At 70.9% G+C, this 23,631-nt stretch carries 23 protein-coding genes; 12 read left to right on the top strand and 11 right to left on the bottom strand.

Annotated features, from left to right (window positions below; all coding sequences use genetic code 11):
- Positions 1-98: 98 nt before the first annotated feature.
- Entirely contained in the window at positions 99-449 is a 351-nt protein-coding gene (locus tag ASF75_RS02760) for an RNA polymerase-binding protein RbpA (RefSeq protein ID WP_027465636.1), read from the top strand.
- Between the two features lie 73 nt (positions 450-522).
- On the opposite strand, the gene ASF75_RS02755 is transcribed toward ASF75_RS02760, so the two are convergent.
- Positions 523-1,746: an SPFH domain-containing protein gene (locus tag ASF75_RS02755; protein WP_017887316.1), complete on the bottom strand. Its 1,224-nt coding sequence runs from the start codon at positions 1,744-1,746 to the stop codon at positions 523-525.
- Complete coding sequence (locus ASF75_RS02750) at positions 1,743-2,216, bottom strand: NfeD family protein (RefSeq protein ID WP_017887317.1); 474 nt, start codon at positions 2,214-2,216, stop codon at positions 1,743-1,745. Before ASF75_RS02750 ends, ASF75_RS02755 begins: the two co-directional genes overlap by 4 nt.
- Before the next feature lie 154 nt (positions 2,217-2,370).
- Here ASF75_RS02750 and ASF75_RS02745 point away from each other — a divergent pair, with 154 nt between their 5' ends.
- The 5 genes from ASF75_RS02745 (at position 2,371) to ASF75_RS17545 (ending at position 6,752) form a co-directional block, all read left to right on the top strand.
- Positions 2,371-3,132 carry an SDR family oxidoreductase gene (locus ASF75_RS02745; RefSeq protein ID WP_056068678.1) on the top strand — a complete coding sequence of 254 codons (762 nt, stop codon included), beginning with the start codon at positions 2,371-2,373 and terminating at the stop codon, positions 3,130-3,132.
- Between the two features lie 10 nt (positions 3,133-3,142).
- On the top strand, positions 3,143-3,595 hold the full coding sequence (locus ASF75_RS02740; RefSeq protein WP_056068676.1) for an NUDIX hydrolase: 453 nt from the start codon (positions 3,143-3,145) through the stop codon (positions 3,593-3,595).
- A 91-nt stretch (positions 3,596-3,686) separates the two neighbouring features.
- A complete protein-coding gene (locus ASF75_RS02735; RefSeq protein ID WP_056068674.1) occupies positions 3,687-6,080 on the top strand; it encodes an ATP-binding cassette domain-containing protein in 2,394 nt (797 codons plus the stop codon).
- A 123-nt stretch (positions 6,081-6,203) separates the two neighbouring features.
- Positions 6,204-6,488, top strand: coding sequence for a DUF4190 domain-containing protein (locus ASF75_RS02730; RefSeq protein WP_056068672.1), 285 nt, complete (start codon positions 6,204-6,206; stop codon positions 6,486-6,488).
- 108 nt (positions 6,489-6,596) lie between these two features.
- Complete coding sequence (locus ASF75_RS17545) at positions 6,597-6,752, top strand: hypothetical protein (protein ID WP_156463751.1); 156 nt, start codon at positions 6,597-6,599, stop codon at positions 6,750-6,752.
- Positions 6,753-6,909: 157 nt separating this feature from the next.
- Here ASF75_RS17545 and ASF75_RS02725 read toward each other — a convergent pair whose 3' ends face one another.
- From ASF75_RS02725 to ASF75_RS02715, 3 genes are all read right to left on the bottom strand, one after another.
- Positions 6,910-7,494 carry a hypothetical protein gene (locus ASF75_RS02725; protein WP_017887323.1) on the bottom strand — a complete coding sequence of 195 codons (585 nt, stop codon included), beginning with the start codon at positions 7,492-7,494 and terminating at the stop codon, positions 6,910-6,912.
- A 56-nt stretch (positions 7,495-7,550) separates the two neighbouring features.
- Positions 7,551-8,582, bottom strand: coding sequence for an alcohol dehydrogenase catalytic domain-containing protein (locus ASF75_RS02720; RefSeq protein WP_056068670.1), 1,032 nt, complete (start codon positions 8,580-8,582; stop codon positions 7,551-7,553).
- Positions 8,583-8,673: 91 nt separating this feature from the next.
- On the bottom strand, positions 8,674-12,120 hold the full coding sequence (locus ASF75_RS02715) for an SdrD B-like domain-containing protein (protein WP_056068668.1): 3,447 nt from the start codon (positions 12,118-12,120) through the stop codon (positions 8,674-8,676).
- Positions 12,121-12,302: 182 nt separating this feature from the next.
- Between ASF75_RS02715 and ASF75_RS02710 the strand changes: the two genes are divergently transcribed.
- Entirely contained in the window at positions 12,303-12,743 is a 441-nt protein-coding gene (locus ASF75_RS02710) for a GNAT family N-acetyltransferase (RefSeq protein ID WP_017887325.1), read from the top strand.
- Positions 12,744-12,756: 13 nt separating this feature from the next.
- On the opposite strand, the gene ASF75_RS02705 is transcribed toward ASF75_RS02710, so the two are convergent.
- Positions 12,757-13,437: an SDR family NAD(P)-dependent oxidoreductase gene (locus ASF75_RS02705; protein WP_056068666.1), complete on the bottom strand. Its 681-nt coding sequence runs from the start codon at positions 13,435-13,437 to the stop codon at positions 12,757-12,759.
- A gap of 102 nt (positions 13,438-13,539) precedes the next feature.
- Here ASF75_RS02705 and ASF75_RS02700 point away from each other — a divergent pair, with 102 nt between their 5' ends.
- A complete protein-coding gene (locus ASF75_RS02700) occupies positions 13,540-14,373 on the top strand; it encodes a helix-turn-helix domain-containing protein (RefSeq protein WP_197068614.1) in 834 nt (277 codons plus the stop codon).
- Here ASF75_RS02700 and ASF75_RS02695 read toward each other — a convergent pair.
- Positions 14,360-15,580 (bottom strand): beta-ketoacyl-[acyl-carrier-protein] synthase family protein, encoded by a 1,221-nt coding sequence (locus ASF75_RS02695; RefSeq protein ID WP_042537218.1) that lies wholly within the window; start codon positions 15,578-15,580, stop codon positions 14,360-14,362. The genes ASF75_RS02700 and ASF75_RS02695 overlap by 14 nt on opposite strands.
- Before the next feature lie 54 nt (positions 15,581-15,634).
- Between ASF75_RS02695 and ASF75_RS02690 the strand changes: the two genes are divergently transcribed.
- Positions 15,635-16,213, top strand: a complete 579-nt coding sequence (locus ASF75_RS02690) for a TetR/AcrR family transcriptional regulator C-terminal domain-containing protein (RefSeq protein ID WP_056068664.1) — start codon at positions 15,635-15,637, stop codon at positions 16,211-16,213.
- Positions 16,214-16,255: 42 nt separating this feature from the next.
- On the opposite strand, the gene dhaM is transcribed toward ASF75_RS02690, so the two are convergent.
- From dhaM to dhaK, 3 genes are all read right to left on the bottom strand, one after another.
- Complete coding sequence (dhaM, locus tag ASF75_RS02685; protein WP_056068662.1) at positions 16,256-16,990, bottom strand: dihydroxyacetone kinase phosphoryl donor subunit DhaM; 735 nt, start codon at positions 16,988-16,990, stop codon at positions 16,256-16,258.
- Entirely contained in the window at positions 16,987-17,613 is a 627-nt protein-coding gene (dhaL, locus tag ASF75_RS02680) for a dihydroxyacetone kinase subunit DhaL (protein ID WP_017887331.1), read from the bottom strand. The genes dhaM and dhaL overlap by 4 nt, the downstream gene beginning before the upstream one ends.
- A gap of 99 nt (positions 17,614-17,712) precedes the next feature.
- Positions 17,713-18,714 carry a dihydroxyacetone kinase subunit DhaK gene (gene dhaK / locus ASF75_RS02675; protein WP_056068660.1) on the bottom strand — a complete coding sequence of 334 codons (1,002 nt, stop codon included), beginning with the start codon at positions 18,712-18,714 and terminating at the stop codon, positions 17,713-17,715.
- Positions 18,715-19,029: 315 nt separating this feature from the next.
- On the opposite strand from dhaK, the gene ASF75_RS02670 reads away from it, so the two are divergent.
- Together ASF75_RS02670 and glpK are read left to right on the top strand one after the other, a co-directional pair.
- Positions 19,030-19,755: an MIP/aquaporin family protein gene (locus ASF75_RS02670; RefSeq protein ID WP_017887333.1), complete on the top strand. Its 726-nt coding sequence runs from the start codon at positions 19,030-19,032 to the stop codon at positions 19,753-19,755.
- An 83-nt stretch (positions 19,756-19,838) separates the two neighbouring features.
- Positions 19,839-21,350 carry a glycerol kinase GlpK gene (gene glpK / locus ASF75_RS02665; RefSeq protein WP_017887334.1) on the top strand — a complete coding sequence of 504 codons (1,512 nt, stop codon included), beginning with the start codon at positions 19,839-19,841 and terminating at the stop codon, positions 21,348-21,350.
- A gap of 515 nt (positions 21,351-21,865) precedes the next feature.
- Here glpK and trpD read toward each other — a convergent pair.
- Entirely contained in the window at positions 21,866-22,921 is a 1,056-nt protein-coding gene (gene trpD, locus ASF75_RS02660; RefSeq protein WP_031259819.1) for an anthranilate phosphoribosyltransferase, read from the bottom strand.
- A 70-nt stretch (positions 22,922-22,991) separates the two neighbouring features.
- On the opposite strand from trpD, the gene ASF75_RS02655 reads away from it, so the two are divergent.
- The gene (locus tag ASF75_RS02655; protein ID WP_031259820.1) at positions 22,992-23,630 is read left to right on the top strand and encodes a heme-copper oxidase subunit III; all 639 of its coding nucleotides are present in this window, start codon (positions 22,992-22,994) and stop codon (positions 23,628-23,630) included.
- The last annotated feature ends 1 nt before the right edge of the window (position 23,631 follow it).

Genomic DNA, 23,631 nt, shown 5'->3' with positions numbered 1-23,631 from the left:
CGCCCAGCCACTGGGAACGGACTGTGAATGCGCCGGTACGGGATTGATGGGGCGTGGGACAGTGTTGTGGAGGGCAGACGAGCGAGAGGAGCACACACATGGCTGATCGGAGTCTCCGCGGCATGCGGCTCGGGAGTCAGAGTCTCCAGAGCGAAGAGGGCGTCGAGCTCTCGGATCGCAAGCGCGCGGTCTACCAGACGGATTCGGGTGAGACGTTCGACATCGTCTTCTCGGCTGATGCGGACGTCCCCCAGACCTGGTCGGAGCCCCGCTCCGGCCGCGAGGGCCGCCTGCTCGGCGACGACGGGATCCCCGTCGAGGTCGCCGAAGAGGACGTGAAGGCACCCCGCACCCACTGGGACATGCTGCTCGAGCGCCGCTCGCGCGAGGAACTCGAGGAGCTCCTCGAAGAGCGCCTGCAGGTCCTCCGCGCACGACGCGGCGCCTGACACCCCACGCACGAACGACGACGCCCGCCTCGGTTCCCCGGGGCGGGCGTCGTCGTTCGTTCGTGCCGACGTGTCAGCGCCGACCGGAGCCGTCGCTCGTCCGGTGACCGGAAGCGTCGTCGCCCGGCGTCGTCGGAGTGTCCTCGACCTGCTCGGCGGTCGCGTCATCGGCGGCCGCGATGTGGGCGTCGACGCTGCGGTTCGACTCGGCCAGACGCGCGTCGAGCTCGGACTCGGGGACGATGTCGGCGGCGGTGGCGTCCGCGCGCGGCATCGTCGTGTCGGCGGATCCGCCCGCGGCGGTGTTCGCCAGGCTCTCGTTCGCGAGCTTCGAGATACGGGACAGGAAGTCCGCGCCACCGGCAGCACCTGCAGCACCGGCGACCGGTCCGGCGCCGCCACCACCGCGGCTGGCGCTGAAGCCCTTGGCGATGCCGGACAGGGCCTCGGTGAACTCGCTCGGGATCATCCAGAGCTTGTTCGACGTGCCCTCCGCGATCTTCGGCAGGGTCTGCAGGTACTGGTAGGACAGCAGCTTCTCGTCGGGGTCACCGGTGTGGATCGCCTCGAACACGGTCGCGATGGCCTGGGCTTCACCTTCGGCACGCAGGACCTGCGCCTTGGCGTCACCCTCGGCCGCCAGGATCGCGGCCTGCCGCTGGCCCTCGGCCTCGAGGATCTGGGACTGCTTGGTGCCCTCGGCCTGCAGGATCGCGGCACGACGGCTGCGCTCGGCACGGAGCTGCTGTTCCATGGCGTCCTGGATGGACACGGGCGGCTCGATCGCCTTGAGCTCGACTCGGCCGACCCGGATGCCCCACTTGCCGGTCGCTTCGTCGAGGACGACGCGCAGCTGGCCGTTGATGTTGTCGCGGCTGGTCAGGGCCTCTTCGAGGTTCAGGCCACCGACCACGTTGCGGAGCGTCGTGGTGGTGAGCTGCTCGACGGCGCCGAGGTAGTTCGCGATCTCGTAGGTCGCCGCACGGGCGTCGGTCACCTGGAAGTAGACGACCGTGTCGATCGAGACCACCAGGTTGTCCTCGGTGATCACGGGCTGCGGCGGGAACGAGACGACCTGCTCGCGCATGTCGAGCAGCGGCCGCAGACGGTCGATGAACGGCACCAGGAGGTTCAAGCCCGGGTTGAGGGTCTTGTGGTACTTCCCGAGACGTTCGACGACGCCCGCGGTGGCCTGGGGGACGATGCGGATCGCCTTCGCCAGGACGACGATCACGAAGATGACGACGACGAGGATGAGGACGAGCAGTGCGATCGTCCCCGGGGAGATGCTGGTCACGAGGTGGCCCTTTCTGCGAGGCGTACGACCGCGGTCGACCCCTCGATCGACTCGACGACCACAGGGGTCCCGAGTGGCGGTGTGCGGTCGACGGAGTCCGCGGCGAACCGCGCGCTCCAGGTCTCGCCGTTGGCCAGGCGGACCTGGCCAGGGCTGGAAGCGGTGAAGGCGACCGCGACCGTGCCGGCGAGCCCGATGAGGCCCTCGACGTTGGTGCGGTGCGGGTCGGCGCCACGGCCGAGGGCGACGAGCAGTCGCGGTCGGACGAGCGACAGCAGCACCAGGGCGGCCACCGCGGCGACGATGGCGGACAGCCACCACGGTGCGCCCAGGAGCGCGGCGACCAACCCGCCGGCGGCGCCCGCCGCGAGCATGATGAAGATGAAGTCGAGAGTGAAGATCTCGACCACGCCCAGGAGCAACACCAGGCCGATCCAGACGATGCTCTGGATCCAATCGATTCCGTTCACGCGATCTCCCTCCCTCGGTCGCGCGCGGCGGCTCGCTGCGTCGCGACAGCCGGTACAACTCCGTTCAACATATCAAGGACGTCCGACGACCGTGCAGGCGATTGGTAGGCTCGGTGCGCCCGACCGGCCGGAACCAGACCTGGAGAACACGACTGTGAGCAACCCCCTCGCCCCCGGATCCCTCACCGACAAGCGCGCCGTCGTCACCGGTTCGTCCCGTGGCATCGGCGCCGACACCGTCGGGTACCTGGCCGAGGCCGGCGCGAAGGTCGTCGTGAACTACCGCAACAAGGCCAGGCGGGCCGAGCAGATCGCGGAGAAGATCGTCGAGTCCGGTGGCTCCGCCCTGGCCGTCGGCGCCGACCTCACCGAGCACGACTCCGTGCAGGCCCTGGTCGACACGGTCGTGCGGGAGTGGGGCGGCATCGACCTGCTCGTGCTCAACGCTTCGGGCGGCATGGAGTCCGGTGTCGGCGAGGACTACGCGCTCCGCCTGAACCGCGACGCCCAGGTCGACATGCTGCAGACCGCCGTGCCGCACATGCCTGCCGGGTCGCGCGTGGTCTTCGTCACGAGCCACCAGGCGCACTTCGTCGAGACCGCCGAGACGATGGACGAGTACGTCCCGGTCGCCAAGAGCAAGCGTGCCGGGGAACTCGCCCTCCGTGCGCTCATCCCGCAGCTCGAGGCCGCGGGCATCGAGTTCGTCGTCGTCTCCGGCGACATGATCGAGGGCACGATCACCGCGACGCTCCTGAACCGCCTGAACCCCGGCGCGATCGAGGGCCGTCGGCAAGAGGTCGGCAAGCTCTACAGCGTCTCCGAGTTCGCGGCCGAGATCGCCCTGGCCGCGGTCGAGCCGATCCCCGCCGACCACACCAAGCTGGTCGGCGACGTCAGCGGGTTCGTCGGCTAACGTCGGGCGGGTGACCGCCAAGCCCGGCCTGCGCCGCACCTCCCGCATCCTGCTGCTCGACCCCCGGGGTCGCGTGTTCCTGATGGACACGAAGTCGCCCTCGTCCGACGCCGCGCACCGCTGGATCACGCCGGGTGGTGGCGTCGACCCGGGGGAGTCCCACCGCGACGCCGCGATCCGCGAGCTGCGCGAGGAGACCGGGATCGTCATCGACGAACCCGGCGAACCGGTCTGGTCGTGGGACTTCACGGTCGAGTGGGACCTCGCTGACCACGACCGTGGGCACGCCGAGTTCTACGTCGTCCGCACGCCGGGCTTCGAGTTGTCCGACGCCGAGTGGACCGACGACGAACGCGTCGACATCCTCGCCTCGCGCTGGTGGACGGCGGACGAGCTCGACGCGACCGACGAGGCGTTCGAACCCGCAGAGCTGCCGGACCTGGTGCGCCGTCACGGCGCCTGAGCACCCCACCACGGCCTGACGGCCGACCCACCAGCGGACTGGAGGCCCGTGGCGGCCCCGCCACGGGCCTCCCGTCGGTACGCTGACCCGCATGGACACCGATCCGGTCGACGACGACCCCGCCGGTCCCGTCGTGCACCCTGCCGACCGGCACGACCGGATCCGCGTGCGCGGAGCGCGCGCCAACAACCTGCGCGACGTCGACGTGGACCTGCCGAAGCGCCGGCTCACGGTGTTCACCGGGGTCTCCGGCTCGGGCAAGAGCTCGCTCGTGTTCGGCACCGTCGCCGCCGAGTCGCAGCGGATGATCAACGAGACCTACAGCGCGTTCGTGCAGGGGTTCATGCCCTCGCTCGCGCGTCCCGACGTCGACCTGCTCGACGGCCTGACCACCGCGATCGTCGTCGACCAGGAGCGCATCGGCGCCGACCCGCGCTCCACCGTCGGCACCACCACGGACGCGAACGCGATGCTGCGCATGCTGTTCAGCCGACTCGGTCAGCCGCACGTCGGCGGACCGAACGCGTTCTCGTTCAACCTCGCCACCGTGACGGCCGGTGGAGCGATCACGGTGCAGAAGGGTGCGGACGCGAAGGCCCAGAAGGTCTCGTTCACGCGGCTCGGCGGCATGTGCGCGGACTGCGAGGGTCGGGGCCTGGTGAACGACATCGACCTGACGCAGCTGTTCGACGAGACGAAGTCGCTCGGGGACGGCGCGCTCACGATCCCCGGGTACGGGACCGACGGGTGGAACGTACGGCTGTACGCCGAGTCGGGCTACTTCGACCGGGACACCCCGATCCGCGACTTCACCGAGCAGGAGCGGCAGGACTTCCTGTACCGCGAGCCGACGAAGCAGAAGATCGCCGGCATCAACATGACCTACGAGGGGCTCGTGCACCGGGTCCGCAGATCGTTCCTGCAGAAGGACCGCGAGGCGATGCAGCCGCACATCCGGGCCTTCGTCGACCGTGCGGTGACCTTCACGACGTGTCCGGCCTGCGACGGCACCCGGTTGAACGACACCGCCCGCTCGTCGAAGGTCGCGGGCCGCAGCATCGCCGACGTCTGCGCGATGCAGGTCACCGACACCGTCACCTGGCTGCGGGGTCTGGACGACCCGGGGGTCGGGCCGTTGCTCGAGGGGCTCCGTGACCTGCTCGAGTCCTTCGTCGAGATCGGACTCGGCTACCTGTCGCTCGACCGTCCGACCGGCACGTTGTCCGGGGGAGAAGGGCAGCGCGTGAAGATGGTGAAGCACCTCGGCTCCTCACTCAGCGACGTCACGTACGTCTTCGACGAGCCGAGCACGGGGCTGCACCCGCACGACATCGAGCGGATGAACGAGCTGCTCGTCCGGTTGCGCGACAAGGGCAACACCGTCCTGGTCGTCGAGCACAAACCCGAGGTCATCGCGATCGCCGACCACGTCGTCGACCTCGGACCCGGTGCCGGTTCCGGCGGTGGGACGCTCTGCTACCAGGGGTCCGTCGACGGGCTGCGCGCCAGCGGGACCGTGACCGGTCAGCACCTGGACGACCGCGTCACCGTGAAGTCCGACGTCCGTCGTCCGGACGGAGCGATCGCGATCCGCGGCGCGTCGGCCCACAACCTGCACGACGTCGACGTGGACGTCCCCACCGGGGTGCTCACCGTCGTCACGGGGGTCGCCGGTTCCGGCAAGAGCACACTCATCCACGGGTCGCTGGCCCGACGCGACGACGTGGTCGCCATCGACCAGAGCGGTATCCGTGGCTCAAGACGGAGCAACCCGGCGACCTACACCGGCCTGCTCGAACCGATCCGCAAGGCGTTCGCGAAGGCCAACGGCGTCAAGCCCGCACTGTTCAGCGCCAACTCCGAGGGCGCCTGCCCGGCGTGCAACGGTGCCGGTGTCGTGTACACCGACCTCGGCATGATGGCGGGCGTCGCGAGCCCCTGCGTCGAGTGCGACGGCAAGCGGTTCGACCAGTCCGTGCTCGGGTACCACCTGGGCGGGAAGGACATCAGCGAGGTGCTCGGCATGTCCGTCGCCGACGCGTTGGCGTTCTTCGCGGCGGGGGAGTCCGCACTGCCGGCGGCCCACACGATCCTCGCCCGGCTCGCAGACGTGGGGCTCGGCTACCTGACGATCGGACAGCCGCTCACCACGTTGTCCGGGGGAGAGCGGCAGCGGCTCAAGCTCGCGACGCACCTCGGTGACCGGGGCGGCGTGGTGGTGCTCGACGAGCCGACCGCGGGCCTGCACCTGGCCGACGTCGAGCAGCTGCTCGGCCTGCTCGACCGGCTCGTCGACGCCGGCCGGACGGTCGTCGTGATCGAGCACCACCAGGCCGTGATGGCGCACGCTGACTGGATCATCGACCTCGGGCCGGGCGCCGGGCACGACGGCGGGCGCATCGTGTTCGAGGGGACGCCCGCTGCACTCGTGGCGGCCCGGTCGACGCTGACCGGGCAGCACCTGGCGGCGTACGTCGGAGCCTGAGCCGGGGGACAGGCTCGGACGGTGAATCTGGGCGCCAGCCGTGTGCGAGGACTACTGTTCTGACCGACGCTCACGATCGGCTACCCGGCCTGGATCAGCGTCCTGACCCGAAGGAGCTCCACCATGTCCAACCCCGGCAACGCACCCGCGACCAACAGCGGCAACGGAATCGCCGTCGGTTCGCTCGTCCTCGGCATCGTCGGCGTCGTCTTCTCGTTCCTCTTCGTGTGGGTCGCACTCATCGCCAGCATCATCGGCCTGGTCCTGGGCTTCGTCGCCCGTCGTCGCAACGCCGGTACCCGAGGCATGGTGCTCGCCGGCATCATCCTGAGTGTCATCGGCCTCGTGCTCTCGATCATCTTCATCATCGTCGCTCTGACGATCGTCGTTCCCGCGATGAACAACTGAGGCTGATCGCCGCATGACAGCGGGCGCGTGGCGGAGTCGCCACGCGCCCGCTGTCGATCTCCGGCGCCGCTGGTACGTGTCCAGGAACCCGGGCGTACCGTCCGGCGCATGAGCTACAGCCAGCCTGACCCAGCCGAAGAGACCACCCAGAGCGAGTCGCCGGAGCAGCCCGACACCGACCAGGCAAACCTGGAGGAACAGGGCGGCGAGCCGGCAGCGCTCGAGATCGACGCCGACGACGTCCCGACGAAGCCCGCCGACTGACGCCGTCGTCATCCAGTGAGCAGAAGAGGTCGAGTCCGGAGAACGGACCCGACCTTTTCTGCTTACTCAGCGCCGATCGGGTGTCCATGCGCGCGCCGATAATGCATATTATGTCAACTCAGGTGGACCGGACTCCAGAATGCCCCGTCTCCACCGGTCACAGTTCCCGACAGACGGATGCGGCAAGGACCAGCATGTTGACCTTCGCATCCGGGTCGTCACCGGCGTAGCTGACGTACACGGTCGGCGAGGTCCGGCCTCCTGAGAACCGCACCTGGGTCCACGTGCTCCGGCCCCGGTCGTCGCCACGGCGGCTGATGTCGTACCGCGTCCAAACCCGCTCGGCGTTGTCGAGCACTGTCCGTGGCGTCACTGCAGACGTGCTCGACAGGTTCACTTCCCGGCGGATCCCAGCATCACCGGTGGTGAAGCCGAGGACGTCGGTGTTCGAGCAGACGGAGTCGCCGGTCAGTTCCCCGAACGGCGCAGGCCGGGACTCCCCCTCGTCGTAGTAGTCCTTCCACTGCGACAAGCCACCGTTCGCCTCCATGAACGCGTTCACGACAGCGACGGTCCGTTCGTCCTGCTGGGTGGCGACGGCATCGGACGCGATGTACGGCCGGTGGCCTTGGCAGGCGGCAACGATGAGCACGAACACCGTCATGAAGACCGTACCGATCACCAGGTTCTTCACGGTCCGTCGACGACGAGCGGCGCGTCCCTCGAGCGTGTCGTCTTCCATGACGCCCCTTCCCCCGCGGTTCAGCATGCCAGACAGGACGCCGGGTCGGCGCACCGTCAGAACGTCGCGACGGTCATCCCCGGAGAAGTGGCTGGCCGGTCCATCCCGACGAGCGCCTCGGGCAGGTCGTCGAAGCCGATGGTGCGGCCGATCGTCTCCTCCGGCCGGAGCCGCCCACTGACGACGGCGTCGAGCATCGCGCCGTACTCCCCGACCGCTGCGCCGTGACTGCCGAGCAGTTCGAGCTCGTCGGCGATGACTCGTCCCATCGGGATCGCCGGCGTTGCTTCGTCGTCGAGCAGCAGCCCGACCTGCACGTGTCGGCCGCGTGGACGCAGGGATGCAACCGCTGCGACCGAGGTGGCACGGCTGCCGTAGGCGTCGATCGACAGGTGCGCTCCCCCGGCGGTGCGGGAGCGAACCGCGGTCACCGCACCGGCGTCCATCAGCACCGTGTCGGCGCCCAGTGCTGCGGCCCGTTCGAGCGCCGCCGCGGAGACGTCCACCGCGAGCACGTGCGCACCGGCGGCCACGGCGACCATGATCGCCGACAGCCCGACTCCCCCGCAGCCGTAGACCACGACCCACTCCCCTGCGCTCACCCGCCCGCGGGCGTGCAGGGCGTGGAACGCGGTGCCGAAGCGGCAGCCCAGTGCCGCTGCCACCGTGAACTCCACGGCGTCGGGCAGGGCGACGAGGTTCAGATCGGCGTGCGGGACCACCAGCGACTCCGCGTAGGACCCCTGCAGGTCGAAGCCGGGCTGCTGCTGGGCGGTGCACACCTGGGTCGCGCCGTCGAGGCACTCGGCGCAGGTGCCGCAGGCGAACACGAACGGGGCCGTGACCCGGTCGCCAACGGCGAAGCGCTGCACGTCGGTGCCGATCGTCGCGACGACGCCGGCGAACTCGTGGCCGGGCACGTGCGGCAGCCGGACCGAGTCGTCGTGGCCCTTCCACGCGTGCCAGTCACTTCGGCAGACACCGGTGGCAGCCACCCGCACGACGACACCGTGGTCCGGGGCGACGGGCTCCGGCAGGTCGACGATCGAGGGGACGGAACCGAACTGGGCGTACTGGACGGCGCGCATGCCGCCATCCTGACAGACGGCGTCGAACGACGACGGAGCCCCGACCCCGGAGGTCAGGACTCCGCCGCATCGCCGTGCTGCCGGTGACGGATCAGCGCTGTCGCCGCTGGTTCCGGTTCGTTCCGAGCATCGCGGCCCCGAGCGCCAGCAGCAGGAGTGCGACGCCGAGGACGAGCGGCGTCCCCGACGTGCCGGTGAAGGCGAGCCCCTGGACGCCCCCGCGCGCTCCGGGCGACGGCGCCACAGTCGGAACGGCCGTCGACCCGGACCCGCCCCCGGGCCCGGAGCCGGGGACCGTGCCGGCGCCGGGAACCGTTCCGAGGTCAGGCCCGGGTTCCGGTTCGGGATCCGACGGCGAGTCACCGAGCAGCAGTCCGGCATCGACGGTGCGGTCGCGGGTGATCGATTCCTTCGCGCCTTCGTCGGAGCGTTCCCACGCGATCGAGACCGCGGGCGTCTCGCCGTCCTGGCCGGCGTCCGAGTCGATGGTGCCGTCGGTGCCGACGTGCTCCTTCGTGAACCGACGGCCGTCCGGAGCCGTGAAGGCCACGACGTAGTCCCCCGGGCGGAGTCCGTCGAAGGAGTACTGCCCATCGGGTCCGGACCTGGTCGCGCGTGCGACGTCGGTTCCGCGGTCGTCGACGCCGGACAGTCGGATCGGCACGCCGTCGATGCCCGGTTCGTCGGAACCCTGGAGGCCGTCGTCGTTGCTGTCCGTCCACACCCGGTCCCCGATGCTGCCGGCGACCACCCGCACGGTGGCGCGGTTCGACAGCGCGGCGAGTTCGAGGTTCGAGGCGCGGAGCCCGAAGCGGTTCGTGTAGGTGTCGCCGTCCCGCTCCCCGTGGGTCCGCAGCACGACGTGGTGTCGGACCGTCTGTCCCGGCGCGACACCGCGGGTCCGTTCGATCCGCACGGCGGTGACGTCGGCGAGTTCCGCGGATCCGCACGCGGGGTCGCCGAGGTCTGCCGCCGCGCACCAGAGCGTGCTGCCGCCCGGCTGGTTGGACGCTGCCGTGCCGTCGAGCGAGATCGTGGCCGGATCGCTGGTGGTGTAGCGCACGGTCTCACCGGCGCCGGGCGCGACGTCGACGCGGTCGGCCAGCGAGACGGCCCCGTGGAAGGCGGAGCCCTGGGGGTCGCTGCGGTGCGGCAGGACGTCGATGACGTCGAGCCCGCTGATGCTCCGGGCGTCGCGGTTCGTGTAGAGCAGGTCCCACTCGAGCTGGTCCCCCGTCGCGACGACCGGTTCGGTCGCCACCTTCTCCACGCCGACACCGACCGCGGCGACGACCTGCACCGCTCGTTGGGTGTCGCGGCGGAACGCTTCCGAGCGGTCCGTCGGCGAGGCGATGGTCGCGTAGTTCTGCACCGGTCCGGCAGGCGCGAGACTCGACACCTGCAGCTCGTAGGTGATCGGCGGGATCCTCGTGTTCGGCTGCAGGCCGTCGAGCGTCCACGTGAGGCGCTGGCGGAGGTTGCCGGCGTTGTCCGTGATCGTGTCGAGCTCGGCCGGCCTGGACGCACTCTCGGGGATGTAGTCGGTGTGCATCGGCAGCACGTCGCGGACCGTCACCGTGGTCGGCTGCCCACCGGAGTGGCCGTTGGTGAGTGTCGGGTAGAGGGCGTACTCGAGGGTGCTCCCGGAGCCGACGAAGCTCGTCTTGTCCGGTGTGTCCTCCGCGGTCGTGCCCGGGTCGACGATCTTCTTCCTGATGCGTGCCAGGTTCTCCGTGATCACGACGCTGTCGGCCATCGCTCCGGCACCGTTCTCCGGCCGGGCCGTGTCGTGGGTCCAGACGTCGGTGTGTTCGCCGAGCAGGGCGTGTCCGAAGTCGTACGCGCGGGTCCCCGAGGGTGCGTCGGCCACTGCGACGTACGTGTGCAGCACCGCTCTCGCCCCACCGTCGACGTCGCCGAGCGCGCGCACGGCGCCGACCGCGGCGCGACCGCCCGGAACCTCGTCCGGGCTGGCGAACCACGGTCCGTCGTCATCGCCGCACGTGTGGTCCCGCCCGGCCGCGGGGTTCGTCATGTCGTAGGCCGCGTACTCGATGCGCGGCCTGCTCAACCCGCTGGTCCACGCCGTCGCGCCCGGGGTGCCCCCGCGGGTGAGGCGCTGGGTCCCGCGATCGAAGGTGTCGCAGAGGATCGTGCCGGTCCAGCGGCTGTACCCGTCGTTGAGGACGGTGACGTCGCTCCGCAGGACCTGCCCCTGCGTCACCCATGGATCGCCCGCGCGGGCGGAACCCTCGACGGTGGTGCCGGCGCTGTCGATCACGCGCCAGAGTCGCTTGCCGGCGGTGCCAGACCCGACACCCACCAGGTTGCGCGACGTGCTGTTGTCGGCGAGGGGCTCCTCGCTGCCGGGGTAGTTCTGTGCGCCACTCGCCGACGTGGTCTGCAGAGCCGAGTGCCGGTTGGTCGACAGGACCGAGCCCGGCGGGTAGGGCAGCCAGAGGCTCAGGTAGCCCGAGACGAAGTACGCCCTGGTGCCACCCGTGACCGGGCCGCCGCTGAGCGACTGGGTGGGGATGCGGCCCGGGTCGGTGACGGTGTCCGTGATCGTCACGTCGACGTCCGCGCCGGGCGAGGACTGCGCGCAGACGATGGTCCCCGAGTCGACCACGCTGCGCGGCCCGCCACCCCGTCCGCCCGGCAGGCCGTCGAAGCGCCAGGCGTTCGTTGCGTTCACGCCGCAGGCAGGCGCGGTCCCGTTCCACAGCACGGCGGTCGACGGCAGGTCGCCGAGGATCTCGGACACGTCGTCGGTGAAGGTCATCGGGCCGGTGCTCGCTTCGAACCCGAGCAGGCCCTGTCCGGCGACGACGGGCTCCCAGTTGACCGCGATCGGGTAGACGAGACGCAGGCCTCGCTCGCCGTCGGGACCGATGACGTCAGGGGTGAGCGAGGACCCGACGACGTCCTTGCTCAGGTTGTAGCGCGCGGCTGCCGAGACCGTCACGGTCGGCGCGACTGCCGTCACGACGCCGTTGTCCGCGTTGTCCGCCGTGGCTTCGACCGTGACCTCGATCTCGTCGCCGTGCCGCATGGTGCCGGAGACGTCGAGCACGACGGGGACCTCGACGAGGTTGCCCTCGGTCAGGTCACCGACCGAGCAGGTGAGTCGCTGCCCGTCGATGCGCGACGCTGGCCCGGTGCACGGCTTCGGCAGCCCCGCCCAGGTCGTGCCGGCCGGAGCGGTCACGACGAACCGTTGGTTGACGCTGTCGCCGTCGTTCACGCTCATCTCGACGCTGTACGTGATCGCGTCGAGTGTCCGCACGATGCCGTTCGTTCCGCTCGAGTCGCCCCCGGGCCGGTCGTCCGGGGTGAACGGGCCGTTGCCGTCCTTGGCGACCTTCGCAGCGAGACCGACCGTCCCTGCCGGACGGACGGTCGACGTCGCAGGGTCCGTCGTGGCCGTGCCCACCGCTCCCCCGGCCGGGGTCGCGCCCGCGGGGGCGGCGGCGGTGAGCGGGAGCGTCAGCGACAACGCCGTGGCGACGACAGCTCGGATCGGGATGCGTGTTCGCATGGGACTCCTCGTGCGGGCGGGTGCAGGGTGCACCCACTGCCCAGGAGTGTAGGAATCCATCTGGAATGCTGCAATGAATATTTCGTATTCGTTTTGGATCAGACTCGGGCGGCATCGAGGACCGGTCCACCGGATCCCGATCGGACGTCGCCCCGCGGCCGCGTCTCCGGTTGACTGGGACGATGACGGATCTGCGCTTCTCCACCGACCCCGCCGACCTCGACGTGGACCGCGTGCACCGCTGGTTGAGCGAGGAGTCGTACTGGGCGCGCGGGCGCGACCGGGCGACCCAGGACGCGATCATCGCCGGTTCCCGGAACTTCGGCGTCTACGACGCGGTGACCGGCGAGCAGCTCGGCTACGCGCGGGTGGTCACCGACGGTGTCACGTTCGGCTGGCTCTCGGACGTCTTCGTCGCCCCAGGGGCCCGGGGTCGGGGCGTCGGGGTCGCCCTGGTGCGCGGGGTGACCGAGGCGGTCGAGGCCCTCGGACTGAAGCGCTTCGCCCTGTTCACCGCGGACGCCCACGGCCTGTACGAGCGGTTCGGGTTCCGGCCGCTGCCCGATCCGGAGGGGTGGATGATGCGGCCCGGCCCGGGCTTCGGCGACGACGTGCACGACTGACGGAGCGCCGCCCTCAGTACTCGATGCGTCCCTCGCGGTTGTGGAACTCCCCCGTCGGCCCCTCGGTGCCGATCGTCGCGAGCGCGACCGTGGCGTCGGTGCCCTCGGTGATCGTCTGGTGCCCGCCGAACCCGTTGAACGCCGTCGCGGTGTAGCCCGGGTCGCTCGCGTTCACCCGGAACCCGGGCAGGTTCTTCGCGTACTGCACGGTCAACGCGATCACGGCCGCCTTCGACGCCGCGTACGGCACGGCCGGCACTCCGTACTCGTCGTGCCCGGGCGTGGTGAGCCAGCGTGGGAAGCCGACCCCCGACGCGACGTTCACGATGACGGGTGCTGCCGAGCGTCGCAGCAGGGGCAGCGCGGCCTGGGTCACCCGGACGATGCCGGTGACGTTGGTGTCGAGGACGGTCGCCATCGCGTCCGCGTCGAGGTCGTCGACCCCGAACGAGTCGCCGAGGATCCCGGCGTTGTTCACCAGCACGTCCAAGGACGGGATCGTGGCGATCGCCGCGTCGATGCTGGGCTGGTCGGTCACGTCCAGCTGCACGACGTGGGCGCCGAGCGCCCGGGCGTCGTCGCCGCTGGCCGGGTCGCGCATGCCGGCGTGGACGGTGTGGCCGGCTTCGATCAGTCGGCGTGCGGTCTCGAGTCCGAGGCTGCGGTTGGCCCCGGTGATCAGTGTCGTCGTCATGTGCCCAGCCTGCCCCAGCCGGCCCGGCTCCCCCAGGCACGGTGCGACGGTGGGACCGGCAGTACCAGGACGGACTGGAGGCGCGGGGCGATGATGGTGGACATGAGCGAGTTCGCGAACGTGTTGCGTTCCTGGCGTGACCGGGTGCGTCCCGAGGCGGTCGGCCTGCCGGCCGGCCCCGGCAGACGGACCCCGGGCCTCCGCCGCGAGGAACTCGCCGCCCTGGCGGGCGTGAGCGTGGACTACGTCGTCCGCCTCGAGCAAGGCCGGGCGACGAACCCGTCGCCGCAGCTGCTCGCGTCGCTCGCGACGGCGCTCCGGCTGTCGTCCGAGGAGCGGGACCACCTGTGCCGGGTGGCCGGCGTCGCCCCGCCGTCCCGTCAGGTGGTGCCGCGGCACGTCACGCCCGGCGTGCAGCGTCTGGTGGACCGACTCGGCGACGTGCCGCTCGCGGTGTTCACGGCGACGCACGACATCGTGCTCTGGAACGACCTGTGGGCCGCGGTGAACGGCGATCCGACGCGGTACGTCGGCCTCGACCGCAACCTGGTCTGGCGGCACTTCACCAAGGCGCGCGACGGGGTGGACTGGGACGAGGAGCACCAGGAGGAGTTCTCGAGCGACCTCGCCGCCGATCTGCGGCAGGCGTACGGGCGCTACCCCGGCGACCGTGACCTGGCTGCACTCGTCGACCGGCTGCTGCGGGAGTCGCCGGAGTTCGCCCGCCGGTGGGAGACCGGCCGGATCGCCGAGCACCGTGCGAGCCGCAAGGTCGTGCACACGCCGGTCGGTCCGGTGGAGATCGACTGCGACGTGCTGACCGTGCCGGGTGGCGACCTGCGCATCGTCGTCTACACGGTCGTACCGGGCTCCGAGTCGGCCGCGAAGCTCGACCTGCTCCGGGTCACCGGCCTGCAGGAGCTCACGCCGCGGTGAACACCAGCGACGCGTTCTGACCGCCGAACCCGAACGAGTTGTTCAACGCCGCACCGAGCGGAGCCGTCCGCGCGGTGCCGGAGACGACGTCGAGGTCCACCGCGGGGTCGAGCTGGTCGAGGTTCAGGGTCGGCGGCACGGTCCCGGTCTCGAGTGCCCGCAGGGTCAGGATCGCCTCGACCGCCCCGGCCGCGCCGAACATGTGCCCGATCGCGCTCTTCGGTGCGGTGACCAGCGCTCCGGTGCCCACCGCACGGCTGATCGCGGTCGCCTCGCCGACGTCGCCGACCGGGGTGCCGGTCGCGTGCGCGTTCACGTGGTCGATGTCGCCCCCGGTGAGTCCCGCCATCCGGATCGCGGACCGCATGGCCCGTTCCTGCTCGCTGCCGTCGGTGCGCGGCGCGGTGATGTGGTGCGCGTCCGAGGTGATCCCCCACCCGGCGAGCGTGCCGTGCGACCGCTGCCCGCGTGCGGCGGCGTGGTCGGCACGCTCGAGCAGGACGATGCCGGCGCCCTCGCCGAGGACGAAGCCGCGGCGGTCGGCGTCGAACGGCCTGGACAGGGTCGTCGGGTCGTCGCCGTCGGGCTTCGCGAGCGCCTGCGACTGCGCGAACGACGCCATGGTCACCGGGGTCACGGCGGCCTCGGTGCCGCCCGTGATGACGACGTCGGCCTCACCGGTCACGATGAGTCGCGCGGCGGTCGCGATGGCCTCGGCACCGGAGGCGCACGCCGACACCGTCGTGTAGGCGCCGCCCCGCGCCCCGTACGCGATGCTGATCTGCGCGGCGGCGCCGTTCGCCATGAGCATCGGCACCGTGCGCGGGGAGACCCGTCGGGCACCGGATGCTCCGAGCACGTCGTGCGCGTCGAGGAGCGTCTCCACGCCCCCGATCCCGGTGCCGATCACCACGGCGAGGCGGTCGCCCTCGACCGCGGGGGCACCCGCGTCCGTCCATGCTTCCTCCGCGGCGACGAGCGCGAGCTGCTGACTGCGGTCGAGGCGGTTCGCGCGGACCCGGCCCAGTGCCCCGTCGGCGTCGAGTGCCGCCTCGGCACCGACCCGGATCGGCACCTGTCCCCAGAGCGCTCCGTCGCGGTGCAGGGAGCGGACGCCGGAGCGACCGGCCACCAGGGCGTCCCAGAGCGGTGCGACGCCGTGGCCGAAGGGTGAGACCGTGCCGTAGCCGGTGATGACGATGTCCACGGGAACTCCTCTTGTACGTTGAACAAGTTGAGTTGTACCACGTACAATTCGGACATGGCAACCACGGTGGACGGCTCCGGCACGGCACGCGGCGCGGCGACGCGGGCGAGGATCCTCGCGGCGACGGCCGGACTGCTCAGCGCGGGCGCACGCACCGTCACCGTCAGCGAGGTCGCGCGGGCCGCGGGCGTGTACCCGAACCAGATCACGCACCACTACGGCTCGAAGGACCGCCTGGTGCTCGACGCCGCGTTCGCGCTGTTCCTCCGCGACACGACTCGGCTGCAGGCGGCCGGTCGTCGCGCGCGGTCGTCGGAGTCGTTCCGCCAGGTCCTCGCCCGGACCGCCCTCGCGATGCCGTCGACACCCCTCGTGGTCCGCGCGCTGGCGGCTGCGGGTGACGACACCGCCCAGCGGGAGCGCGTCCGACTGCTGCTCGCGGTGCTGTTCCGGCAGTCCGAACGCTACCTGGAGCGCGTCGTCGCCGACCAGGGATGGACGAGCCCCGGCGGCGTCGCCCGTGACGCCCGCACGTTCTGGAGCGCCGTGTTCGGTGCCACCCTGCTCGCCGACGCCGGGGTCACCGGCGGCCCCTCGGACCTCGACCTGGCCGGCACGGTCTCGATCCGGTGACCGGGGCGCGCACCGCCGCCGGGGACTCCCCCGGCGGCGGTGTCACTCGCCGAAGCCGGACCGGACCAGTTCGACCAGGGCGTCGACCGCGGCCTGCGCGTCCCGACCGGTCGCGTCGATCGACACCGTCGCGCCCTTCGGCAGCGCCAGGGCCATGATCGCGAGCAGGCTCTTCGCGTCCACACCGTTGACGTGCACGCTCGCGTCGTACTTCGCCGCCGTCTTGACGAACTCCGCGGCGGGCCGGGCGTGCAGCCCGGTCTCGTTCACCAGCTCGACCGACGCGCTGACGCGGTCTGCGCCGGCCGCGTCGTCGACGGGACCTGCCCCGTCGGCCGGCCCCGTGCCTCCAGGCTGGTCACCGGACGGACGGGAGGCGGTGCTCGCGTCCGCCTCGGAACCCGCGGCTGACGCCGCAGCGGCCAGGACCGCGTCGGCGTCCCCGCCCGTCTGGGCGGCGACCGCCGCGGCGACCGTGCCCTCGACCAGCGGGGCCGGCGACACGTGCACCCGTGCGCGGACGTCGTCGTCGAGGAAGTCGAGCGCGGTGTCGGTCGTCAGGTAGGCGGAGCCGAGGTCGCACAGCACCACGACGCCGTCGGCCCCGGCGAGTTCCTCGATGCCGGCGGTGATCGCCTCGAACGAGGTGCCGATGCCGCCGTCGTCGGTGCCGCCTGCGGCGACGAGTGGCACGTCCGCGGCCATCTGCCGGGCGAGCTCGACGGTGCCCGTCGCGATCGCAGCGCTGTGCGAGACGACGAGGATGCCGACGGTCACGCGGCGTCCACAGCTGCGCGCAGGATGTACGCGGTCGACTGCGCACCGGGGTCTCGGTACCCGATCGCGCGGTCGCCGAGGTAGCTCGCGCGGCCCTTGTGCGCCACGAGCGGCTCGGTGTCGGCGGCCCCCTGCGCTGCGGCGTCGGCTGCGGCGGCGAGCACGGCCTCCGGGTCGGCGCCGGCGCCGGCAGCCGCTGCGGCGGCGTCGACCGCGGGGCTCCACGCGTCGACCATCGTCTTGTCGCCGACGGCGGCCTTGCCGCGGGACACCACACCGTCACGCGCGGCGGTCAGGACCGCGACCAGCGTGTCCGCGTCGAGCTCGGACGCGTCCCCTGCAGCCTGCGCGGCCTTCAGGTAGGCGGTGCCGAACAGCGGACCGGCCGCGCCGCCCACCGTCGAGATGAGCTTCGTCGCGACGGCCTTGAGGACGGCGCCCGGGGTGTCGAAGGAGCCGGCGTCGACGGATTCGAGCACGGCGCGGAAGCCTCGGTCGAGGTTCTCGCCGTGGTCACCGTCCCCGATCTCGCGGTCGAGCGTGACCAGCTCGGCACGGTGTTCGTCGATCGTCGCGGCGGTGCGACGGACCCAGTCGATGGCCCATGCGGTGTCGAGCGCCAATGCGGTTCCCTTCGTGTGTCCGGCCCGGTGGGGTCCGGTGTCGTGGTCCGGTGGTCGAGCGTCCGTTGCGGTTGCGGTTGCGGTCGCAGGCGCGGTCGCTCAGCGTCCCCAGCGCAGGGCCGGGGTCTCCACCGGGGCGTCCCAGAGGGCCGTGAGTTCGTCGTCGAGCACCGTGACGGTGAGCGAGAACCCCTGCATCTCGAGGGACGTGACGTAGTCGCCGACCAAACTACGCGTGACCCGGTAGCCGCGGTCGGAGAGCACCTCGGCGGCGCGTCGGTAGGCGATGTACAGCTCGGAGAGCGGTGTGCCGCCCATGCCGTTGACCAGCAGCAGCAGTGCCGATCCGGCCGGGGCGTCCAGGTCCGTCAGGATCGGTTCGAGCACGCGGTCGACCAGCTGGTCCGCCGGCGCCATCGCGATCCGCTCGCGGCCCGGCTCGCCGTGGATGCCGATGCCGAGCTCGACCTCGTCGTCAGCGAGTACGAAGGACGGCTCCCCCGCGTGCGGGACGGTGCCAGAGGCGAGCGCGAGCCCCATCGAGCGCGTGACGTCGTTGACGTGCCGGGCCACGGCGGCGACCGCGTCCAGATCGTCCCCGCGTTCCGCGGCGGCACCGGCGCACTTCTCCACCACGACGGTCCCGGCGACACCGCGACGACCGGCGGTGAACAGGGAGTCCTGCACGGCGACGTCGTCGTCCACCACCACGGACTCGACCCGGACGTCGTCCATCGCGGCCAGCTCTGCGGCGGTCTCGAAGTTCAGCACGTCGCCGGTGTAGTTCTTCACGATGTGCAGCACGCCGGCACCGCCGTCGACGGCCTTGGTCGCGGCGACGATCGGGTCGGGGGTCGGGCTCGTGAACACCGGACCGGGGACGGCGGCGTCGAGCATGCCGTACCCGACGAAGCCGGCGTGCAGTGGCTCGTGCCCGCTGCCACCACCACTGACGATGCCGACCTTGCCGGCCACGGGGGCGTCGGCGCGGTGCAGGTGGATCGGGTCCTCGACCAGCACGACGTGTCCGGCGTGTGCCCGGGCGAACCCCCGGACGGTCTCCTCGACCACGTTCTGCGGGTCGTTGATGAGCTTCTTCATGCGGTGCCTCCACGGGTACGGGGTCGAGCCGTGGCGGTCACACCGCGCGTCGTCGACCGGAGTGCGCCCAATCTACATCGGCGGCACGGCCAGCCGTCCGGCGGGGATGCACGTTCGTGCAGCACGCCGAGGACGCGTCACCGGCTCGGGATCGTGCTGGGGACACTCGTCCTGCACGTTCGTGCACGATCCCGCTCTCCGCTCACGAATTCACCACCCGGCCGTGAGCGTCGTCACTATGGTTGGCCTCAATCACTCAACGGGGAGTGCGGCGCACCACGGCCGGACCCCCACCTCACGCACTGGAGGTCACCGATGGACGACATCGGCGTCAAGTTCCTGTCCGAGCTCGTCGGTACGGCGATGCTCATCATCCTGGGTGGCGGCGTCGTCGCCGCCGTCTCGCTGGCGAAGTCCAAGGGCTTCGGAGCCGGCTTCCTCATGGTCACGATCGGCTGGGGCTTCGCGGTCTTCGCCGGTGCCACCGTGGCCTACAAGTCCGGTGGCCAGCTCAACCCGGCCGTCAGCCTCGCGCAGGCGATCCTCGGCAAGATCACCGTCGGCGAGATGTTCCTCTTCTGGATCGCCCAGGTGATCGGTGCGGTCATCGGTGCCGTCATCGTCTGGCTCGCGTACAAGCAGCACTTCGACGAGGAGCCCGACGCGGCCGCCAAGCTCGGAGTCTTCTCGACCGGCCCCGCGATCCGCTCGTACGGCTGGAACCTCGTCACCGAGATCATCGGCACCTTCGTCCTGGTCTTCGTCGTCCTCGCCTTCACCAACGGCGGGACCCCCACGGACCTCGGCGCCATCCCCGTCGCCTTCCTCGTGATCGCGATCGGTGTCAGCCTCGGTGGCCCCACCGGCTACGCCATCAACCCGGCCCGTGACCTCGGCCCGCGCATCGCGCACGCCTTCCTGCCCATCAAGGGCAAGGGCTCGAGCGACTGGGCCTACGCCTGGGTGCCGGTCGTCGGACCCCTGATCGGTGGCGCCCTCGCTGCCGGCCTGTCCGTCGCCCTGCTGCCCGTCGTCAGCTGACCCACCCCCACCCCGAAGGCGTGAGCGGCCGTTCCGCACGACCGACCACGCAACCGCACCGAACACACCCGTAAGGAGCACCAATGGCCGACTACATCGTCGCCATCGACCAGGGCACGACCTCGACCCGAGCAATCGTGTTCGACCACTCCGGTTCGATCATCTCGACCGGGCAGAAGGAACACGAGCAGATCTTCCCGCGCGCCGGGTGGGTCGAGCACGACCCCGCCGAGATCTGGGACAACACCCGCGAGGTGATCGGTCAGGCACTGTCGCGTGCCGACATCACGCGCCACGACGTCGCAGCCGTCGGCATCACCAACCAGCGCGAGACCGCCGTCGTCTGGGACAAGACCACCGGCAAGCCGATCTACAACGCGATCGTCTGGCAGGACACCCGCACGCAGGCCCTCGTCGACAAGCTCGCCGACGGCGACACGGACAAGTACAAGGCCATCGTCGGCCTGCCGCTCGCGACCTACTTCGCCGGCACCAAGATCATGTGGATCCTCGAGAACGTCGAGGGTGCGCGTGAGAAGGCCGAAGCGGGCGACCTGCTCTTCGGCACCACCGACACCTGGGTCCTCTGGAACCTGACCGGTGGCGTCGACGGCGGCGTGCACAAGACCGACGTCACGAACGCGTCCCGCACGCTCTTCATGGACCTTGAGACGCTGCAGTGGCGCGACGACATCCTCGCCGACTTCGGTGTGCCGAAGTCGATGCTCCCCGAGATCGTCAGCTCCTCCGAGGTCTACGGCCACGTCGAGTCCTCGAGCCTGCTGCGCGAGGTCCCGATCGCCGGCATCCTCGGCGACCAGCAGGCCGCGACCTTCGGCCAGGCCGCGTTCGACCAGGGCGAGTCGAAGAACACCTACGGCACCGGCAACTTCCTGATCTTCAACACCGGTACCGAGATCGTCCGCTCCGAGAACGGCCTGCTCACCACCGTCGGCTACAAGCTCGGCGACCAGGAGACGCACTACGCCCTCGAGGGTTCGATCGCCGTCACGGGCTCGCTCATCCAGTGGCTCCGCGACAACCTCGGCCTGATCGGCAGCGCCCCGGAGGTCGAGGCCCTGGCCAAGACCGTCGAGGACAACGGCGGCGTGTACTTCGTGCCCGCGTTCTCCGGGCTCTTCGCGCCGTACTGGCGTCCCGATGCCCGCGGCGCGATCGTCGGCCTGACCCGCTTCGTCAACAAGGGCCACATCGCGCGTGCTGCCCTCGAGGCGACGGCGCTGCAGACCCGCGAGGTGCTCGACGCGGTCAACGCCGACTCCGGTGTGGACCTGACCGAGCTCAAGGTCGACGGCGGCATGACCGCGAACAGCGAGCTCATGCAGTTCCAGGCCGACATGCTCAACGTGCCGGTCGTCCGCCCGGTCGTCGCGGAGACGACGGCGCTCGGTGCGGCCTACGCCGCCGGTCTCGCGGTCGGCTTCTGGGCCAACCTCGACGAGCTCCGTGCCAACTGGCAGGAGGACAAGCGCTGGGAGCCGCAGCTCGACGCCGCCGAGCGCGAGCGGACGCTCCGCCTGTGGAAGAAGGCCGTCACGAAGACCTTCGACTGGGTCGACGAGGACGTGCAGTAACACCGCACGCGCACGCTGACCGCGTGCACTGATCGCACCGACGGGAGGCCCGGTGCCGGTTCCAGGAACCGGCACCGGGCCTCCTGTGCGTTGCGTCTCCTGCGGGTCGGTCGCGGTCGGCCTGCCGGCCCGTCGGCCCGTCGGCCCGTCGGCGCGTCGTCGGGTGGTTGCCGGTACGGCACGGTGCGGGTTTGYYCACCGGGTGCAGCGGTGACCGCCGGGTGCGCGCTCGTGGCGCAGCACCGAGCCGYCAGGCTCGCACCGGCTGGCGCACCGCGCACGGTGCGGCTCTCGCGGAAGCGGCACGGGATCGCGGACCGCGCACGGTGCGGACTGGAGGCGCGGGGCGGGCACACCACGGCCCTCCGGTCCGGCGTGGGGTCGCCGGTACGGCACGGTGCGGGTTTGCTCACCGGGTGCAGCGGTGACCGYCRGGTGCGCGCTCRTGGCGCAGCACCGAGCCGTCAGGCTCGCACCGGGTGACGCACCGCGCACGGTGCGCGGGGCGGCGTGGACTACGCGGCGGGAGCTGCGCCGACCCAATCAGCCAGTTTGCGCGCACCGGCGCCGGAGTCGATCGCCTCGGCGGCGACGACGAGCTGCTCGCGGAAGCGCTGCAGGATCGGGCGGTCGGCCTCGTTCGGGTCCTGTGCCAGTCGGAACGAGACGAGCCCGGCCGCGGCGTTCAGCAGGACGATGTCGCGGACGGGTCCGGTCTCCCCCGCCAGCAGTCGGTGGACGACGGCGGCGTTGTGCTCGGGGTCGCCACCGAGCAGGTCCTCCGTCCGGGCGCGGGCGATGCCGAGGTCCCGTGGGTCGAGGTCGTGTTCGGTCACACGGCCGCCGGTGACCTCCCAGATGTGGCTGTGCCCGGTGGTGGTCAGCTCGTCGAGTCCGTCGTCGCCTCGGAACACGAGTGCGGTCGCCCCGCGCGTCTGGAACACGCCCGTGATGATCGGCACGAGTTCGAGCTGGGCGACGCCGACGGCGTTGGCCTCGCACCGTGCGGGGTTGACGAGCGGACCGAGGAAGTTGAACACCGTCGGGACGCCGATCTCCCGCCGCACGGGGCCTGCGTGGGCGAAACCGGGGTGGAACGCGTTGGCGAAGGCGAAGGTCAGCCCGACACGCCGGAACGTGTCCGCGACACGCGCGGCGTCCATCGTGAGATCGAGTCCGAGGGCGGCGAGCACGTCGCTCGACCCGGACTTCGACGAGCTGGCCTTGTTGCCGTGCTTGACGACGGGGACTCCGGCAGCGGCGATCACGATCGCCGCCATCGTCGAGACGTTCACGGTGCCGACCACGTCGCCGCCCGTACCGACGATGTCGAGCGCCATCGGGTCGACGTCGAGCGGAACCGCGGCGTCGAGGATCGCGTCACGGAATCCGACGACCTCGTCGACGGTCTCGCCCTTCGCGCGGAGCGTCACGGCGAAGGCCGCGATCTGGGCCTGGGTGGCACGCCCGTGGACGATCTCCTCCATGGCCCATGTGGATTGCCTGATCGTCAGGTCCTCGCGCGCCATGAGCGCGCTGATCACCGCTGGCCAAGAAAGTGCGTCAGGCATGGATCGATCGTAGTGAATTCGAGAGACCCGCCAGTCTCCTGCGAAAACACTGTCGGGGGTTTCGGCCATAATGGAGGACGTGACTAGCACCTCTCTCTCCAGATCAGCCAGCGGTCCGGCCCTCAACAGGCCGAACGCCGTGGCCGTGGGGACGATCGTGTGGCTGGGCAGCGAGGTCATGTTCTTCGCCGGCCTGTTCGCGATCTACTTCACGCTCCGCAGCACGTCCCCTGAGCTCTGGGCGACCGAGACCACGAAGCTCGAGGTGCCCTTCGCCTCCGTGAACACGATCATCCTGGTGCTGTCCAGCTTCGCCTGCCAGTTCGCCGTGTTCGCCGCGGAGCGCTTCCAGGTGCACCGGACGAGCTGGAACCCGCGCCACTGGGGCATGACGGAGTGGTTCTTCGTCACCTACGCGATGGGTGCGATCTTCGTCTGCGGCCAGATCTTCGAGTACGCCAACCTGTGGCACGAGGGCGTCACGCTCTCCTCCAGCGCGTACGGCTCGGCGTTCTACATGACCACCGGGTTCCACGGCCTCCACGTGACCGGTGGCCTCATCGCCTTCCTGCTGACGCTCGGCCGCGGCTTCGCCGCCAAGAACTTCGGCCACAAGGAAGCGACCACCGCCATCGTCGTGTCGTACTACTGGCACTTCGTCGACGTCGTGTGGATCTTCCTCTTCGCCGTCATCTACCTTCTCAAGTAGG

It is taken from the genome of Curtobacterium sp. Leaf154 (genome assembly GCF_001424595.1).
In the GTDB taxonomy this organism is placed as follows: domain Bacteria; phylum Actinomycetota; class Actinomycetes; order Actinomycetales; family Microbacteriaceae; genus Curtobacterium; species Curtobacterium poinsettiae.
Note: the sequence above shows the minus strand (reverse complement) of the source record. Positions and strands in the feature narration are given on the sequence as shown.